Consider the following 17365-nt stretch of genomic DNA (forward strand, 5'->3'; position numbering starts at 1 on the left):
CTCTGTCTACTCTAGCCGTCGTGGACGACGCCACGCCCTCCCTGCCCCACGTCCACGACTCAGGGGACTGTGAAGTTTTCACAGTCCCTGTCTACTTTAGCCGTCGTGGACGACGCCACGCCCTCCCTGCCCCACGTCCACGACTCAGCGATTGCCAACGAATCCACGCCCCCGCTCGCGGGGGCGACCACCAGCCTTCTCCAAGGCACGAGCTCCATTGCCCACCAAGCTAAAGCGGGGGAGCGGAGCGACGAAGCGTCCCCGGTCCCAGGTGGCTGTGGGGGCAAAACAGAGCTCAGTTCCTCCTGTCCTTCAAGACCCGGCGGACCTGAGCGGCTCACAGCTCGAACTTGCGCAGCCACATGTCGCCGGCCTCGTCGGGCTGGTAGTGGACGCCGCCGAGGACGCCGTAGCCGTCGGGGCTGCGCTCGAGGTCGCGGACGCTGACCTGGAAGTCTGGGAAGTCCGGGTGGGCGATCAGCTGCTCGTGGGTCAGCTCGCCGTCGAGGTCGAACCACCCCAGCCAGCCGCTGGACTGCACCCGGCCAAAGCGCTCCCCACCCGCGAGCAGGCCCTGGCCCGTGGACACGATGCCCCAGCCCTGGCCCTCCTCCTCGTCGACCCAGGTCCACAGCACGCTGCCGTCGGTGTCGAGGGCGACGACCGCCGCGTGGGCCGGGGAACCTTCGTAGCCCACGACGTAGGCCCGCCCCCCCTCGTCCGCGGTGAGCTCGGCGTAGTAAGAGATCCACTCGAGCGGCGCGGCGGTCCACTCGTGCTCCCCCTGGGCCGAGATCGAGACGACCCTGGGGGGCGACCCGACGGTCGCTGCGACGATCGACCCGTCGGGGCGCAGCGCGAGGTCGAAGGCGCTGTCGCCCATCTCGGGCCCGATCCACTCGAGGTTGCCCTCGGAGTCGTAGCGCCGCAGGTGGAAGACGTCCTCGACGTGGCCGCCGACGATCACGTCGTCCTCGGGGGTGAGCACGACCGAGGTGAACGCGGAGTCCATCGGCAGGGTGTGCTGCCAGCCCATCACGCCGTCCCCGTCGAAGGTGACGAGCCGGGCCGAGTCGATGGGCGTGCCCGCGGAGATAGCGAGGGCGATGAGCTCCCCGCTGTTGGCGCCCACGTCCCACATGGCGGCCTGCTGCCCCGGCCACACCTCGCCCCACAGCATGTCGCCGCTGCTGCCGTCGAAGCGGCCGTACCAGCGCACGTCGGGGTGCTGGTAGCCAACGACGGCGACGTGGCCGAGCTGGTCCACGGCGATCTCGCGGAAGCTGTCGGGGCCGGGGTTCTCGCCGCTGACGAACACCTCCCACAGCGCCGTGCCCGAGACCATGCAGTTGGGGCCGCAGCCGTCCCCGGGCAGGGTGTTGCCGTCGTCGCAAGCCTCGTCGCCCTCGACCACGCCGTCGCCGCACGCCGGGCCGCCGCCGGTCTCCGTCTCCGTGCCCGCGTCGCCCTCGGTGCTCGTCTCGGTGTCCGAGCTCGTCTCGGTGTCCGTGCCCGTGTCGGTGTCCGAGCTCGTCTCGCCCTCGGTGCTCGCCTCGGTGTCCGAGCTCGCCTCGGCTCTAGAGTCTGTCGTCGACTCGCCGACCTCGTCGTCGGAGCCGGCTTCGACCCCAACGTCGGTGTCCTCGGACGGAGCGGGACAGGCCGCCAGCGAGAGGGCGGTCAGCAACGGGATGGAGCAAGATCGCATGGGCCCATGAGAGCGCACGAGGACCGTTCGCGCAAACCACGCTCGCTCACAGCCCGCAGGCGGGACTCGCCCCAGCGCGGCAGGCCGCGAACTCGGAGATTGAACTCCCGGGAACGCCCGGCGATCATGGGCCATGCTCGCCCGCGCCCCTCGACTGCTCCGCTCGCTGTGTACGGCTGCGCTGATCCTCGCGTGCGCGGGTCCAGGCTGCGCTGACGACGGGACCGACGAGGGCGACGAGCGAGCCGAGGGGGATGAGGGCGGCGAAGCCGACGCGACGATCAGCGCGGCCGGCTGGTCCTTCGGCGAGTGCCTGGGCAAGTGCTCGGGCACCTTGACGCTCGCGGCGGACGACGCCCTCGACCTGGCGATCCTCGACTGGGAGACCCAGACCACCGTCGGCAACACCGGCACGCTGACCGCCGCGGGGCGCGAGCAGATCGACGCTGCCGCGGTCGCGCTCGTCGGCGTCGCGCTCGACGAGACCTACGGCTGCCCGGACTGTGACGACGGCGGCGCGAGCCGGATCACCTTGATCCGCGAGGGCCAGTCGACCGAGCACAATTACGAGTTCAGCAACCCGCCCGCGGAGCTCGCCCCTGCCGACGCCCTCGTGACCGAGCTGATCGCGGCCCTGCGCACGTGCACGGACGGCGAGCTGCTCACCCTCGACGAGGGCTGCGAGCCCATCGAGCCCTGAGCTACTCCCGGTCGAAGTCGGCCATCATCGCGTCGACGACGGCCATGCCCAGGCGCACGTAGCCGCGGCGCGTGAAGTGGATGTGGTCGCGGCTGCCCATCTGGGGCACCGCGGTCGCCCAGGTGTGCATGCTGTTGACGCCGCCCATGAAGGCCAGCGCGTCCCAAAAGCCGCAGCCCATCTCGTAGGCCAGATCCCGCTGGGTCTCGATGATCGCGGCGACCCGCGGTCGGGGCACCCACACGCCGTCCTCGACCTGGCGGGGGAAGTCGCCGGGGCCGATGATCAGGCAGCTGGCCTCGGGCGCGGCGCGCTGGAGCCGGGTGATGACCTCGCGCAGGTCGGCGCGGTAGGCCGAGATGGGCTGGTTCTCGTCGGTCGCCTCGTTGGTCCCGTAGAACATGGTCCACAGGTCGGGCTGGCGGTGGCTGAAGGTGTCGGACCAGACCTGCTCGTTCCACTTGAGCATGTTGGCCGCCCGCGTCCCCGAGATGCCGAGGGTGTCGACGACCACGCCGGGCTGCTCGCGCTCCATGGCCACGCCGAACAGCCGGACCTCGCCGTCCCCGACGACGCGCAGCTCGAGCTCGTGGCCGGTCTCCGCGTCGAGGCTGAAGGGGTGGTAGCCGGCGGTGTAGTCCCCGGTCTTCGAGTCCGTGTCGACGACGCCGAGCTTCTTACCGTCGACGTAGAGCTTGGCCGTGCCGCCGTCGGGCTGGCGCAGGAAGAACAGCTCGTACTGGCTGGCGCGGGGGTAGGCGCTGCGCGGCTTGAGCTTGGTCCGGTCGCGCTTGCTGCTGCTCGAGCCGCTGACGCCGATCAGCCCGTAGAGGCCGTCCTTGCGCGCCGTCGAGCGCTGGGCGTGCTCGACCTTCCAGCCCTTGGTCTGCTCGATGGACCAGTCGGCGTAGCGGTGCCACTTGTTGATCTTGGTGGTCGCGATGAAGCCCGGCCCGCCGTCGCCGAAGCGCTCTTGGAAGTAGACCCGCATGTAGCCCGGGTAGACGTCGGCCTGGGTGTGCGAGGCCCCGTAGATCGCCAGGCGGACCTTGCCGTCGGCGTCGCGGCCGGCCTTCAGGTCGCGCAGGGCCTGGTGGAAGTGGGCCAGGGAGTCGCCCGCGGCCGGCTCTTCGATGGGCACGTAGAGGCCCAGGGCGTTGCCGTTGACGACCGCCGGGTCCCCCCCCTCGCCGCCGCCCATGCCCATGCCCGACGAGCCCGGCAGCGCCGCGAGCAGGTCGTCCTCGACGGAGCCCGGGGCCGGCGCGTCGCCTTCCTTGGGCGCGGGGAGCTTGGGCGCGAGGGGCCGGCCCTGCTCGTCCTCGAACAGCTCGTCCTCGTCGAGGAAGGCCAGCTGCGCCGTGACCCGAGCCGCGAGGGCCTCGGGGGTGTAGGCGGGCAGGACCTCGTCCGCGTCGGCGTCGGCCGGATCGACGGGGCTCGGCTCCGCGGCGCCCTCGGCCGTCGCCGGCAGGGGGGCGACCTCGGTGTCGTCGACCCCGGCGCCCGGCATGGACGGGGGCTTGGAGCAGGCGCTCAGGCCCAGTCCGAGCCCGAGCACGACCACGCCCAGATACGCGCCGAAGCCCGCCGCCTTGGATCCAGGCGCGGGCGCGCGCTCGCCGGGAAGATCGCCTTCGGCCGAGGAGCTCACCCTCGAGTTGTGTCTGGGGCGCCGCGGCAAGTCAAATTTGCCCCCAGAAGGGGCTCTAGCGCCCGTACTAACCCTCCCGCCCAGCCCCTGGGACTGTTACAACTGCAACCCATGGCGAGCGTCGGTTTCGTACCTTCAGCCGAAGGCGAGGAGTGGATCCTCGAGCGCCTCGATCATCCGGCCTTGCCCGCGTGGGTCGCGACGAGCCCCGAGGGGCGCGTGGCCGGGATCACGGTGCGCGAGACCAGCGTGCTCGAGGCCCTCGCCAGGCGACGGGGTGCGCGGCTGACCCGAAGCGGCGGTGGCCGCCCCTCGGCCGCCCTGCGCCAGCTCGAGGAGTACCTCGCCGGCACCCGCCGCGACTTCGAGCTCGAGATCCTCGCCGACCCCGCCGCGAGCGCCTTCGAGCAGGCCGCCTGGGAGGCCCTGTGCGCCATCCCCTTTGGCGAGGTGCGCAGCTACGGCCAGCAAGCGCGCATGCTCGGCAAGCCCGGCGCGGCCCGGGCCGTGGGTCGGGCCAACGGCCGCAACCCCGTCGCCGTCGTCGTCCCCTGCCACCGGATCATCGGCAGCGACGGCTCCCTCACCGGCTTCACCGGCGGGCTCTCGCGCAAGCGCTGGCTCCTGGCCCACGAGGGCGTGCGCCTGCGCCCCGACGCGGGCCCCTCGGCGCCGGTCCCCGACAACCAACTGAGCCTGGGGCTCTAGCGAGGGCGCGCCGTGGCCTTGCTGCGCATGCTCCAGACCATCGGGGGACTGGTGGTGTTCATGGCTCAGGTCGCCCGCGCGACCTTCAGCCGGCCCTTTTACCTGCGCCAGACCCTCGACATCATGGCGATCCTGGTCCAGCGCTGCATCGTGCCCGTGGGCCTGGCCGTCGCCCCCGTGGGCGCGGTGATCTCCCTCCAGGGCATCGCGGTGTTCAAGCTCTTCGGCGCCGAGCGCATGCTCTCGGCCTTCCTGGGCACGGCGATCATCCGCGAGTACAGCCCGGCCCTGGCCTCGGTCATGGTCGCGGCCCAGGCCGGCTCGTCGATCGCCGCGCGCATCGGCACCATGAAGGTCCGCGGGCAGATCGACGCCCTCGCGGTCATGTCCGTCGACCCGGTGCGCTACGTCGTCGTCCCCGGCGTGCTCGCCTGCGTCCTCGTCACGCCCCTGCTCAGCGTGGTCACCAACTTGCTCGGCATCCTCTCGGGCTGGATCTTCGCCGTGCCCCTGGGCGGGGTCGACCACGGCGCGTTCATGGACAACCTCACCGCCCAGATCACGCCCATGGACCTGTGGGTCGGCCTGGGCAAGTGCGCGGTCTTTGGCCTCGGCGTCGGGATGATCGCCGGCTACCTCGGGCTCAACGTCGGGCGCGGGGCCGCCGACGTCGGCAAGGCCGCCAACGACACCGTGGTCAGCACCATCGTGCTGATCCTGTTCACCGACTACGTCGTCAGCATGGCGCTGCTGGGGGCCGGCCTGTGAGCGGCCCGGACGAGGGCCTGATCGCGAGCGTCGAGCGCTCGCTGACCAAGCTCGTCGACTTCGTCCGCTTCGTGGGCCTGGCGCTGCGCGTGCAGTTCACCCGCGTCCCGCCCCGGGACGTGTTCATCACCCAGTTCGTCGACGCCGGCTGGGGCTCTCTGGCCCTGCTGACCATGCTCACCGCGTTCGCGGGCCTGAACCTCAGCGTCCAGAGCTACGCCTCCTTCGAGCGCTTCGGCGGCCAGGACCTGCTGGGCATGTTCGCCGGCGTGGGCGGGGTGCGCGAGCTCTACCCGGTCATGGCGGCCGTCGTCTGCGGCGCGCGCATCGGCGCCAACTTGGCGGCGAGCCTGGCCAACATGCGCATCTCCGAGCAGATCGAGGCCCTCGAGGTGATGGCCGTCGACCCCCTCGACTACCTGATCTCGCCGCGGCTGTGGGCCGTGACCCTCGCGCTGCCGCTGTTGTGCGGCTACGCCGACGTCGTCGGGATCGCGGCCAGCTACGCCGGCGCCGTCTACCAGCTCGACCTCGACGCCGGCAGCTTCATGACCCAGATCCAAGAGCAGGTCGGCCTCGTCGACATCGGCGCGGGCATGCTCAAGGGCCTGATCATGGGCTGGCTGGTCGCGGTCATCGCCTGCTTCCACGGCTACAGCGTGTCCAAGCGCGACGGCGCCGACGGGGTCGGGATCTCGACCAACCTCGCCATCGTCCACGGCGCGGTGACCTGCATCGTCGTCAACCTGTTCCTGTCCTGGCTGATCTACGGATGAAGTGCGGGTGATTTGCCCATGAGCGCCCCCAAGCAACGCGACGACACCCCCGCGGTCGTGCTCGAGAACGTCAGCAAGTCCTTCGGCTCGCACACGGTCCTCGACGGCGTCAACCTGACCATCCCCCGGGGCACGATCTGCGTGATGCTCGGCCCCTCGGGCACGGGCAAGTCCGTGCTCTTGCGCTGCCTCGTCGGCCTGCTCCGCCCCGACACCGGCCGCGTGCTCGTGTTCGGCGAGAACGTGGCCGAGCTCGACGAAAAACGAGCCCGGGACCGCGACCGCCTGTTCGCCGTGCGCCGTCGCTTCGGCATGCTGTTTCAGGACGGCGCGCTGTTCGACGACATGAGCGTGTTCGACAACGTCGCCTTCCCCATGCGCCTGCACACCAAGATGCGCGAGGACGAGATCCGCGAGAAGGTCCGCGACCGCCTCGCCCGGGTCGGGGTCGCCCACGCCGAGGACAAGTTCCCCAGCGAGCTGTCCGGCGGCATGCGCAAGCGCGTCGCCTTCGCCCGGGCCATCGCCATCGACCCCGACATCGTGCTGTGCGACGAGCCCTCCTCGGGCCTCGACCCGGTCATGTCCGCCACCCTCGACGAGCTCATCCTCGAGCTCCACCGGACCCTGGGCATGACCTTCATCATCATCAGCCACGACACCGCCGAGGCGCGCATGGTCGCCCAGTACATCGGCATGCTCGCCAACGGCAAGCTGGTCACCTTCGGCCCGGCCGATCAGGTGTTCGCCGAGAACCACCCCGCCCTCGAGCAATTCTTCACCCGCCAGACCGTCGGGCCCATCAAAGTCGTCTAGGCAAAGTCGTCTAGGCAAGGTCGTCCAAGCCGTGAACCGCAAACACATCTTCCTCGGGGCCTTCATGGTCATCACCCTGGGCCTGCTGCTCTACCTCGCGCAGAGCATCGGCGCCCTCGGTGGCGGCAAGGGCCAGCGCTATGTCGTCTCCCTCGATCAGGCCGCGGGCCTGGTCCGCGACAACGCGGTCAAGGTCGCCGGGGTCAAGGTCGGCGTGGTCGAAGACATCGCCGTGACCCCCGACGGCGCCCAGCTGACCCTGCGCCTCGAGCAGGACGTCGAGCTCCACGAGGACGCCGTCGCCCGGGTCCGCGCCAAGAGCCTGCTGGGCGAGAAGTACCTGCAGCTCGACCCCGGCACCGAGGACGCGCCGCTGCTCGCCGAGGGCGGCGAGATCGTCAACGTGCGCTCGACCTTCGAGGTCGACCAGGTGCTCAACGCCCTCGAGCCCGTGCTCGGCGGCGAGGACTCGATCGGCGCTGCGCTCAAGCCCCTCATCGGCCGCGTCGACGGCCTGGTCGCCAAGGCGGCCGGCGAGGACGGGGGCGAGCCCGTCGTCACCCGCGAGGAGATCAGCAAGACCCTCGACGACGCCATGGCCACCGTGACCGCCGTCAAGGAGATCACCGAGGAGAACAAGGACGGCGTCAAGCTGCTCATCGACAACGTCAACGAGCTCATGGACGACCCCCGCGTCGACCGCATCATCGGCAACCTCGACCGCATCACCACGACCACCGCCAACCGCCTGCCCGGCCTGCTCAGCAAGGCCGACCAGACCCTGACCCGGGCCGACAACGCCCTGGCCAAGGTCGAGCGCGTGACCGACGAGCTGACCCCCGAGCGCATGGACAAGGTCGGCGAGATCATCGACGACGTCGCCGTGGCCAGCGACAACCTGGCCAAGATCTCCAAGGACCTCGAGGGCATCGGCGAGGACGTGGGTCCGCTGGTCAGCAACCTGTCCCTGCTCGCCCGCCGGGCCGCGGCCATCGACGAGCTGACCGTGCGCAAGTTCCTCCAGGAAGAGGGCGTGCTCGTGCGCGTGGGCGGAGGCAAGCGCAAGAACGCCAAGGACCGCATCGAGGCGCTGGAGGAGTAGAGCCCATGGCCGACCTCGGCAAACCCTCGGTGTGGCGCTTTGGCTACGCCTCGAACATCAGCCTCGACAACCTGCGGACCAAAAAGCAGCTCGCGCCGACGCGCCACCTCGTGGGCCGGGTGCGCGGCTGGGCGCTGACCTTCGACCTGCCCGGCATCCCCCACGTCGATCCTGCGTTCGCGTGCGTGCGCGAAGACCCGAGCGCGGTGCTGCACGGCGCCGCCTTCGAGGTCAGCGCCGCCGAGGCCGAGGGCCTCGACCGCCAAGAGGGCGGCTACGACGTCGCCCCGGTCCGCTTCGAGTCCTACACCGGCGAGCGCTTCGAGGGCGTGGGCCTGTACGTGCCCAAGCCCGGCCGCGCCCGCCCGGGCCACGGCGGCCTCCCGTCCAAGCGCTACCTCCGGCTGATCCAGCGCGGCGCCCGAGAGGCCGGCCTGGACCCCGAGCACGTCGCTCGCCTCGACGCCCTGCCCCACCACCTCACCGCGCCCGAGGTCCGCGCCCAGAGCGAGGCGTGGATCGCCGAGTTCGAGGCGGACCCGGCCCGCCGAGACCGGCGCTGGACCGCCGAAGAGCTCGCGGCCTTCGACGGCTCGGACCCCCAAAAGCCCGCGCACACCTCCGCCCTCGGCTACGTCGTGCGCTACGAGTCCTTCTTTCGCTCGTGGCGCGGGCACACCATCACCCGCCGCAACCTGTTGCACGTCCGCGGCCAGAGCGTCGACGGCAACGACATCCGCCACGGCCAGCCGGGCTTTCACCCGCTCCCGCGGGTCGCCGACTGCTCCGAGGACGAGCGCGAGTTCCTGCGCCAGAACCTCGATCACCTCCTCCACGGGGGCGGGGTCATCGTCGGGCGGCTGCAAGATTTCCTCGACGCTCAGTAGTCGTTGCCAGCCCCCGAGGCCAGCGGCGACCATGGCGGGGTGAGATCGCTGCAGCCCAATACCGCCGTGCTCGTGGGCTCCAGCTACGCCCGCGGGACGGTCACCCACACCGACGATGCGGGCGTGCACGTCATCCGCGAAGACGGGGAGTACCTCGCCTGCGCCCGGGCCGAGCTGGCGGTCCTGTGCTCCGAGCACGACCAGCCGCGCAAGGGCGACGCGGTCCTCGTCGAGCGCGGGTCGAGCTTCGTGCCTGGCACGGTGATCGGCACCCACGTGGGCGCCTTCCAAGTCTCGACCGACGACGGCGAGGAGTGGGTCCCGGCGACGGCCCTGGCCAAGCGCCTCGTCGCCCCCACGGCCCGCGGCAAGGGCAGCGCCAAAGCGCCCGAGCCCGAGCTGAGCCGGAGCGCCCGCATCCACCGCTTCACCTTCCGCCACGCCGCGAAGGTCTGGCTGGGCCTGGGCATTTTGGGGCCCGCCCTGATGCTCTACGGCGGCGCCGAGGCCTGGGTGTTCTCGGCCCAGTGGGTGATGCTCCACGTCCTCGTCGCCGCCTACGTGCACGCCCAGCACCACCCCTTGCCGCGCTTTCACGCCCCAGGCTTTGGCAAGCCCGACGACCCCGGCACGCTGAGCACCGGGGCCCTCGAGCGCGCGCCCCAGCGCGACAAGTGGGAGGCCGTGCTGATCACCTTGGGGGGCTGGCTGGTGCTGGCCGTCGGCGCGGGCCTGCCGATGTTCGAGCCGCTGGTCAGCGCGGCCTACCTCGGCCTGGCCGGCGTCGTCGCGGCGGTGTTGCTCTACCTTCACGATCGCCTCTCGGCCGCCGAGGTCCGGCGCCTGCTCGGCGCTGCATCGATCCGCGATCGCATCGCCGCCGCCGAGATCACCGAAGGCCGGGTGGTCGGGACCGCCTCCGGGGAGGCCCGCGACCGGCCCCTGGCCTGGCGCGAGGTCGTCATGAAGATCTGGTCCGAGACCCGCCAGGTCACCAAGACCATCACCGACAGCGACGGCAACAGCCAGACGGTCCAGGCCAACGAGACCACCCACTACGGCTGCGGCATCCGCCACGTCGGCGGCGCCCAGGTGCTCACCCTCGACACCGCCCTGGGGCCCGTGGAGGTCAGCCTCGGCGGCGCGATCTGGGCGGCCCCGCGCGAGCGATGGTTTGGCCGGGCGCAGAGCCGGGGCAAGGACTGGGGCGGCCCGCGCCCGCCCAAGCACGGGGTCGTGGGCGGGACCGTCGAGCGCATCGACGCGGGCGATCGCGTGGCCGCGCTCGGGAAGCTGCGCCGGGGCGAAGGGACGATGGCGACGCGGCTAGTCGGCGGAGACAGCGGACCGGCCGTGGTGTTCGCGGCCGGCAGCGAGGACCCCGAGGCCAGCCTTCGACGCGCCTTGCTGCGGCGCCGGCTGTTCGTGGCCATCCCTGCGATCTTGGGCCTCGCGGGCGCCGTGCTCGGCCTACTGTGAGTGCTCCGGCGGGGAGCCGGGCGGAGGCTGATCCGTCGGCGGCTGCCCCGGCGGGGGCTGATCCGTCGGCGGGGCGCCGGGCGGAGCTTGGTCCGTCGGTGGGGCTCCCGGAGGAGGCTGGTTGGTCGGCGGAGCGCCCGGAACGGGACAAGCGGACAGGGTCATCGCCAGCGCGGCCAGGGACAGCGACGCTGCGATTCTCAATCGAGGTTCGGCTTGCATGGATTCGAGAATGGCACGAAGGTGAAAAAAGTGAGCCGCCCGCGTCAGCTCGTCGTCGACGGGTGCATGTTTAGTGGGTCGCGGCGGCCGAGGGTTTCACGGGCAGACGACGGGAGCGCTCACGTGGTCGAGAGCACCCGACCGGCGCGTCGTCGGCCCGGTCCGCGTCCCACACCCATGGTTGGCTCCGCGTGGCCTCAGACTGACCTCGCGGGGGTTCTGAGCTCCACAGCCGGACCCCTCCAGGGGGCGAAAGCTCCAGTCCACGATCTGGGTGCGCTCGAGCTGAACGCGGGGCGATGGCGATGGCGTCGCGCGATTTCGTCGTGCCGTCGCCTGGCCCTGCGCTCGGGGCGGATCGGTCCCGCGAAAACAGAGCGTGTCCGCTCATCTTCCCTCGCGACGAAGGACCAACGAAAGCCGTGCCAAGATGCTGCAATAGCCATACGTTGACCTCGGCCCATGCGACCCAGGTTGCGCTCGAACGAGGCCGCCCACGGAGTCCCCCGATGTCCGACGAGCCCTCACCCACGAACGTCGTCCGCTGCCCCCCTCCCTTCGCGCCGCTGTTCAGCGCGGCCGAGCGCATCATGGAGGGCTTCTTCACCGACCTCCAGCGGGAGCCCGAGAAGGGGCAGCTGCACATCCAGGGCGTCCGCTACATGCTCGTGCGCACGGACTCCATGGCCATCGAGCTCCACGAGGAGCTGCGCAAGACCTTCGGCGAGACCGGTGCCCGGCAGATCCGCTACAAGCTCGCCAAGGCCTGCGGCATGCGCGACGCCAAGCTGTTCGCGGAGCGCCTCGGCGTGGAGGACCCCGACATGCGCCTGGCCCTCGGCCCCGTGCACTTCGCCCACGTCGGCTGGGCCAACGTCGACATCTTCGAAGAGAGCGCGCCTCAGCCCAACGAGGACTACTTCCTGGCCTACGACCACCCCTACTCCTTCGAGGCCGCCGCCTACGTCGACAACGGACTGAGCAGCAAGGCGCCGGTGTGCCACATGAACGCGGGCTACTCCACGGGCTGGTGCCAGGTCAGCTACGGCGTCGACCTCAAGGCCGAGGAGCTGAGCTGCCGCGCCTGCGGGGACGAGCAGTGCGTCTTCGTCATGGCCCACCCGCGCAATTTTTCGCGCCTGCGCGACGCGTTCAAGGCCAAGCGGGGGCTGTGAGGATGAGCGCTCGCTCCGAGGTGGAGCCGCGCCGCTCCGAGGTGGAGCAGCGCCGCTCCGAGGTGGAGCAGCGCCGCCTCGGGGAGGCGATGCGCTTCATCCAGCTGATGGCGAGGACCTTCTCGACCCTCGACCTGAACGAGCCGGAGGCGATCGGCGACACCCTCAGCGCGCTGAGCGGGACCTTCCTCGACGCGCCGGCGCGCCTGACCCTCACCCTCGAGCGCGAGACCGGGGCGCTGGCCCTCGGGGCGCGAGAGGGCGTGGGCGAAGACGCGGCCCTGCTCGAACCCGTCGCCTGCGAGCTGTGGCGCGAGCTGATCGACGCGCGCGAGCCCGTCTGCCTCGACCGCGAGGCGCTGCGCGATCGCTGGCCGCAGGTCCCCGCGGCCCTCGAGGAGGGCATCGTGGCCGTGGCGATCCTGCTCCACGAGGAGCCCCTCGGCCTCCTCGTGCTGGGCCCAAAGCTCTCGGGCGAGCCCATCTTCGAGGCCGAGCTGGCCTTCCTGTCCTCGGCGGTCGGCCTCGCCGCGATGGCCTACGCCAGCGCCGAGGCCTCCGCCGAGCGGGCCGCCCAGCAGCGCGTCGCCGAGCAGCGAGCCCAGCTCGCCGCCGAAGAGGCCGCAAAAAAGCAGGCCGCCTTCGACGAGCTCGACGTCAAGCTCTCGATCATCGCCTCGCAGCGCGACGAGATCACGCGGCTGTCCACGCCGATCTTGCAGCTGCACGCCGAGGTCCTGGCGCTGCCGATCATCGGGACCGTGGATCCGAGCCGCGGAGAATTGATCTCGAGGCGGCTCATGGACGAGATCAACCAGCGCAAGTCGAGCTACGTCCTGCTCGACCTCACCGGGGTCGAGCAGGTCAACCCGTGGATGGCGAACTACCTCGTCAGCCTCGCGCGCACCTGCGAGCTGCTCGGCTCGACCTGCGTGCTGACGGGGATCGGCCCTGCCCTCGCGCTGTCCCTGGTCGGGCTCGACACCGGCATCGCGAAGCTCGCGACCTTGCCGACCCTCGGCGCGGGCCTGGAAGAGTGCCTGCGTCGGTTGAAGCGCTAGCCGCGGCTCGATGCCATCACACGGGCCCGCGTGACGCCTCGCTGACCTTTTTGCCAGTGACACCCTCCCGCAATCACGAATGTAATCACTTACCATTTCTCCCCACCCAACCACAAAGCACGGATATTTGAATCGACATATTTAAATTCAACACTTTCTGAATGAAGACCCTCGGCCTGGTCACTCCCTGGATGCTCGCCGCCGCTCATCGAGACGCGGTCGGCCATGACACCGGTTCGCCGGAGTGAGTTCAGACCATGACCAAGAACAGCACCCTCCCCAAGCTCCTCGTCCTCGGCACCCTCGCGTCCGCCCTCTCGCTGACGCTCGGCTGTGACACGGGCGAATCCCCCGAGCTCGACGACGAGTTCGCCGACGCCGACCTGCGCGAGGGAAACCTCCCGGGACCCGCCGCCAGCAAGTGGCGCATCCGCAACGCCGCCGCCCAGGCCAACACGGGGCAGTGGGTCATCCGTGAGATGGCCTTTTGCGCCGACGCCGAGTGCGACAGCCCCCTGACCGGCGGGGTCGCCTTCGACAGCGGCGACTCCCAGTCCTGGTCGCTCCCCGCCAACGCCTTCGACGGCGACACCGCCACGATGTGGAAGACCTTCGACACCGACGTCGCCGGCCAGTCCTACATCGGCCTCGACTTTGGCCAGCCCACGAGCGTCGCCGGGCTCCGCCTGCAGGGCGACAACGTCGTCTACTCCGTCGACTCCATCTACGTCGAGTACTACGACGAGGCCGCTCAGGAGTGGGTCACCGCCGACTACCTGGCCAAGCTCCCCGCCCAGGCCACCTCGACCCGCGCGGTCCAGGCCCGCGAGGCCTTCCCCACGCAGTGGCGGGTGCGCAACGCCGCCGTCCAGGAGAACACCGGGCAGATCGTCGTGCGCGAGATGGCCTTTTGCGCCGACGCCGAGTGTGCCGAGCCCCTGACCGACGGCGTCGCCTTCGACAGCGGCGACTCCCAGTCCTGGTCGCTGCCCGCCAACGCCTTCGACGGCGAGACCACCACGATGTGGAAGACCTTCGACGCCGACGTCGAGGGCCAGTCCCACCTCGGCATGGACTTCGGCGAGATCACCGAGATCGGCGGTCTGTCCATCCAGACCGACAACGTCGTCTACTCCGTCGACGCCATCTACGTCGAGTACTACGACGTCGTCGCCGAGCAGTGGGTGACCTACGACTACCTCGGCAAGCTCCCCGCCTCCAGCGAGCTGGTCCGCCCCCTCGCCCAGCGCGAGCGCTTCCCCACCCGCTGGCGAGTCCGCAACGCCGCCGTCCAGGAGAACACCGGGCAGATCGTCGTGCGCGAGATGGCCTTTTGCGAGGACGCCGGCTGCCTGAGCCCGCGGACCGACGGCGAGGCCTTCGACAGCGGCGACTCCCGGTCCTGGTCGCTGCCCGCCAACGCCTTCGACGGCGACACCACCACGATGTGGAAGACCTTCGACGCCGACGTCTTGGGCCAGTCCCACCTCGGCATGGACTTCGGCGAGCTGTTCGAGCCCGAGGGCGTGTCGATCCAGACCGACAACGTCGTCTACTCCGTCGACGCCATCTACGTCGAGTACTACGACGTCGTCGCCAAGCAGTGGGTCTCGGCGGACTACCTGGGCGACCTGCCCGCGAGCACGACGCTGACCCGCCCCCTGCTCGGCGCCGTCACCCTCGATCCGATCTCCAGCCTGCTGCTCGACGACTCGGGCGCCAACGCCAGCGACGGCGACGCCGCGAGCGTGGTCGGCGGGGCCCTGTTCTCTACCGAGGCCGCGCCGATCACCACCTACAACCGCGGCGCCCTCGAGCTCGACGGCACCAGCGGCTACGCCACCTTGCCCAACGGCCCGGACGTGTCCTACGGCGACGAGGACTTCACCGTCGCCTTGTGGGTCCGCGCGGACGAGCAGCTCGACCTGTCCAAGCCCGACAACGACGTGGTCGAGAAGTGGAGCGGCGGGGGCGGCTACCCCTTCGTGATCCGCTACATCAACCAAAACAGCGGCAACGTCGGCAAGATCGTCGCCGCGCGCTACGACGGCTCGAAGCACCCCAGCGTGCTCTCGACCGCGACCATCAACGACGGGCAGTTTCACCACGTCGCCTTCGTCAAGTCCGGCGACGCGCTGCGCCTGTACATCGACGGCCAGCAGCAAGGCGGCGACGTCACCGACACGACCGGGCCCAACACCCACAACGACTCCCCGCTCTACATCGGTCGCCGGGGCGCCGCCGCCCCCTACGACAACTTCTTCGCGGGCGCCGTCGACGACCTCAACATCTTCGACCGCGGCCTGAGCCAGGCGCAGATCGAAGCCCTGATGGCTCGCTGAGCATCACCGTTGAGAACCCCAAGCCCCAGCGGCCGGCCCCCAGGGGTCGGGCGCTCGGGCCTTTGAGCGTGTTCGCGGCTCGTCCCCAACGCCTGCAGGACCCCTGAGGGCCCTCACCCCCGCCAGACAACACCCCCGGAACGGGGGTGACCACATGCGGTCTGAGGAGGCACGAACGCCATTGCCCCACGACCAAAGCGGAGGAGCGGACAGCGACGAAGCGCCCCCGGTCCCCCAACGCCTGCGGGGGCCTCTCAGGAATGCTCGCGCGTCGCCTCGAACTTGAGCTCGGGGAAGCGCTCCGCCGTCTTGCTCAGGTTCCACTTGTTCGGCGCCAGATAGACCAAGTCGTCGTGCCCGTCGACGTAGAGGTTCTCCTCGCACTTGCGCTTGAAGTTCGCCATCACCTTGTCCAGCGTCACCTTGTCGTGGTGCTCGAGGTCCGGGGTGATCCACCGCGCCATGGAGTACTCGACGGGCTCGTAGATGGCGACCACCGAGTACTCGTCCTCGAGGCGGTGCTTCATGACCTCGAGCTGCAGCTGACCGACGGCGCCGACGACCCAGGTGGCCCCGAGCAGGGGCTTGAACACCTGGATGGCGCCCTCCTCGGACAGCTGGCGCAGGCCCTTGGCCAGCTGCTTGGCCTTGAGCGGGGTCTTGAGGATCACGCGGCGGAACAGCTCGGGGGCGAAGCTGGGGATGCCGGTGAAGCGCAGCTTCTTGCCCTCGGAGAAGGTGTCGCCGATCTTGATGGTGCCGTGGTTGGGGATGCCGATGATGTCCCCGGGCCAGGCCTCCTCCACGAGCTCGCGGGAGCGGGCCAAAAACGCCAGGGCGTTGCCCATGGCGACGTCCCGGCCCAGGCGCACGTGGTGGGCCTTCATGCCGCGGCTGAAGCGTCCCGAGCAGATCCGCAAGAAGGCCATGCGGTCGCGGTGCTTGGGGTCCATGTTCGCCTGGATCTTGAACACGAAGCCCGAGAAGGCCGCCTCGTCGGCGTCGACCATGCGGGTCTCGACGGGGTCGCCGGGCTTGGGGGCCTCGACCGCGGCCTTGCCGACCACGGCCTGGCGCTCTTGGGGCGCGGGGGCCAGGCTGACGAAGGCGCGCAGCAGCTCGCGGACGCCGAAGTTGTTCATGGCCGAGCCGAACAGCAGGGGGGTCTGCTTGCCGGCCAGGAATTCCTCGCGGTCGTACTCGACGCCCGCGCCCTCGAGCAGCTCGACGGCCTCGCGCAGCTCCTCGACGGCCTCCTCCCCGAGCAGCTCGTCGAGCTTGGGGTCGTCGATGCCCTCGACGGGGATGCCCGCGGCGATGGTGCCCTCGTCGCTGGGCTTGAACACGTGCAGCTCGCGCTCGACGAGGTGGTAGACGCCCTTGAAGCCCTTGCCCATGCCCACGGGCCAGGTCCAGGGCACGCAGGGGATGCCGAGCTTGTCCTCGATCTCGTCGAGGAGCTCGAGGGGGTTCTTGCACTCGCGGTCGAACTTGTTGACGAAGGTGATCACCGGGGTGTCGCGCATGCGACAGATCTCGATGAGCTTCTCCGTGCGCGACTCGACGCCCTTGGCCCCGTCGATGACCATCAGCGCCGAGTCGACGGCCGTGAGCACGCGGTAGGTGTCCTCGCCGAAGTCGGCGTGGCCGGGGGTGTCGAGGAGGTTGACGTTGGCGAGGCGCTCGAAGTCCGGGGCGTCCTCGGGGCGACCGGGGATGGGGAACTCGAAGCTCATCACCGAGGTCGTGACCGAGATGCCGCGCTCTTGCTCCATCTTCATCCAGTCGGACACGGCGTGGCGGCTGGCCTTGCGCGCGCGGATGGCCCCGGCCATCTGGATCGCGCCGCCGAACAGCAGCAGCTTTTCGGTCAAGGTGGTCTTGCCCGCGTCGGGGTGGCTGATGATCGCAAAGGTGCGCCGACGCGCGACCTCCGCCTTGGCTTGCTCGGGAGCCTTCACGGTGCG

14 protein-coding genes are annotated in these 17365 nt (G+C 70.3%); 11 read left to right on the forward strand and 3 right to left on the reverse strand.

Annotated elements, in window-relative coordinates; all coding sequences use genetic code 11:
- Positions 1 to 337 precede the first annotated feature (337 nt).
- The gene (locus tag PPSIR1_RS48210; protein WP_198154596.1) at positions 338 to 1708 is read right to left on the reverse strand and encodes a DUF4215 domain-containing protein; all 1371 of its coding nucleotides are present in this window, start codon (positions 1706 to 1708) and stop codon (positions 338 to 340) included.
- A gap of 133 nt (positions 1709 to 1841) precedes the next feature.
- Here PPSIR1_RS48210 and PPSIR1_RS23560 point away from each other — a divergent pair, with 133 nt between their 5' ends.
- Positions 1842 to 2408: a hypothetical protein gene (locus tag PPSIR1_RS23560; protein ID WP_006973672.1), complete on the forward strand. Its 567-nt coding sequence runs from the start codon at positions 1842 to 1844 to the stop codon at positions 2406 to 2408.
- Between the two features lies 1 nt (position 2409).
- Here the strand turns inward: PPSIR1_RS23560 and PPSIR1_RS23565 are convergent, their stop codons facing one another.
- Positions 2410 to 4062 carry a GDSL-type esterase/lipase family protein gene (locus tag PPSIR1_RS23565; RefSeq protein WP_006973673.1) on the reverse strand — a complete coding sequence of 551 codons (1653 nt, stop codon included), beginning with the start codon at positions 4060 to 4062 and terminating at the stop codon, positions 2410 to 2412.
- 111 nt (positions 4063 to 4173) lie between these two features.
- Here PPSIR1_RS23565 and PPSIR1_RS23570 point away from each other — a divergent pair, with 111 nt between their 5' ends.
- The 10 genes from PPSIR1_RS23570 (at position 4174) to PPSIR1_RS23615 (ending at position 15398) form a co-directional block, all read left to right on the forward strand.
- Positions 4174 to 4770 carry a methylated-DNA--[protein]-cysteine S-methyltransferase gene (locus tag PPSIR1_RS23570; RefSeq protein ID WP_006973674.1) on the forward strand — a complete coding sequence of 199 codons (597 nt, stop codon included), beginning with the start codon at positions 4174 to 4176 and terminating at the stop codon, positions 4768 to 4770.
- Between the two features lie 12 nt (positions 4771 to 4782).
- Positions 4783 to 5538, forward strand: coding sequence for an MlaE family ABC transporter permease (locus tag PPSIR1_RS23575; protein ID WP_006973675.1), 756 nt, complete (start codon positions 4783 to 4785; stop codon positions 5536 to 5538).
- Positions 5535 to 6314, forward strand: coding sequence for an MlaE family ABC transporter permease (locus tag PPSIR1_RS23580; RefSeq protein WP_006973676.1), 780 nt, complete (start codon positions 5535 to 5537; stop codon positions 6312 to 6314). The genes PPSIR1_RS23575 and PPSIR1_RS23580 overlap by 4 nt, the downstream gene beginning before the upstream one ends.
- Before the next feature lie 18 nt (positions 6315 to 6332).
- A complete protein-coding gene (locus tag PPSIR1_RS23585) occupies positions 6333 to 7130 on the forward strand; it encodes an ABC transporter ATP-binding protein (protein WP_006973677.1) in 798 nt (265 codons plus the stop codon).
- 31 nt (positions 7131 to 7161) lie between these two features.
- Complete coding sequence (locus PPSIR1_RS23590) at positions 7162 to 8232, forward strand: MlaD family protein (RefSeq protein ID WP_006973678.1); 1071 nt, start codon at positions 7162 to 7164, stop codon at positions 8230 to 8232.
- A 5-nt stretch (positions 8233 to 8237) separates the two neighbouring features.
- Positions 8238 to 9119, forward strand: a complete 882-nt coding sequence (locus PPSIR1_RS23595; RefSeq protein WP_006973679.1) for a gamma-glutamylcyclotransferase family protein — start codon at positions 8238 to 8240, stop codon at positions 9117 to 9119.
- Between the two features lie 39 nt (positions 9120 to 9158).
- Entirely contained in the window at positions 9159 to 10598 is a 1440-nt protein-coding gene (locus PPSIR1_RS23600; RefSeq protein ID WP_157595893.1) for a hypothetical protein, read from the forward strand.
- 731 nt (positions 10599 to 11329) lie between these two features.
- Positions 11330 to 11995: a XylR N-terminal domain-containing protein gene (locus PPSIR1_RS23605; protein WP_006973681.1), complete on the forward strand. Its 666-nt coding sequence runs from the start codon at positions 11330 to 11332 to the stop codon at positions 11993 to 11995.
- A 2-nt stretch (positions 11996 to 11997) separates the two neighbouring features.
- A complete protein-coding gene (locus PPSIR1_RS43620) occupies positions 11998 to 13056 on the forward strand; it encodes an STAS domain-containing protein (RefSeq protein WP_006973682.1) in 1059 nt (352 codons plus the stop codon).
- Between the two features lie 257 nt (positions 13057 to 13313).
- On the forward strand, positions 13314 to 15398 hold the full coding sequence (locus PPSIR1_RS23615) for a LamG-like jellyroll fold domain-containing protein (RefSeq protein WP_006973683.1): 2085 nt from the start codon (positions 13314 to 13316) through the stop codon (positions 15396 to 15398).
- 254 nt (positions 15399 to 15652) lie between these two features.
- Here the strand turns inward: PPSIR1_RS23615 and PPSIR1_RS23620 are convergent, their stop codons facing one another.
- Positions 15653 to 17359, reverse strand: coding sequence for a peptide chain release factor 3 (locus PPSIR1_RS23620; RefSeq protein ID WP_006973684.1), 1707 nt, complete (start codon positions 17357 to 17359; stop codon positions 15653 to 15655).
- Positions 17360 to 17365: the final 6 nt, after the last annotated feature.

The organism is Plesiocystis pacifica SIR-1 (assembly GCF_000170895.1).
In the GTDB taxonomy this organism is placed as follows: Bacteria; Myxococcota_A; Polyangia; order Nannocystales; family Nannocystaceae; genus Plesiocystis; species Plesiocystis pacifica.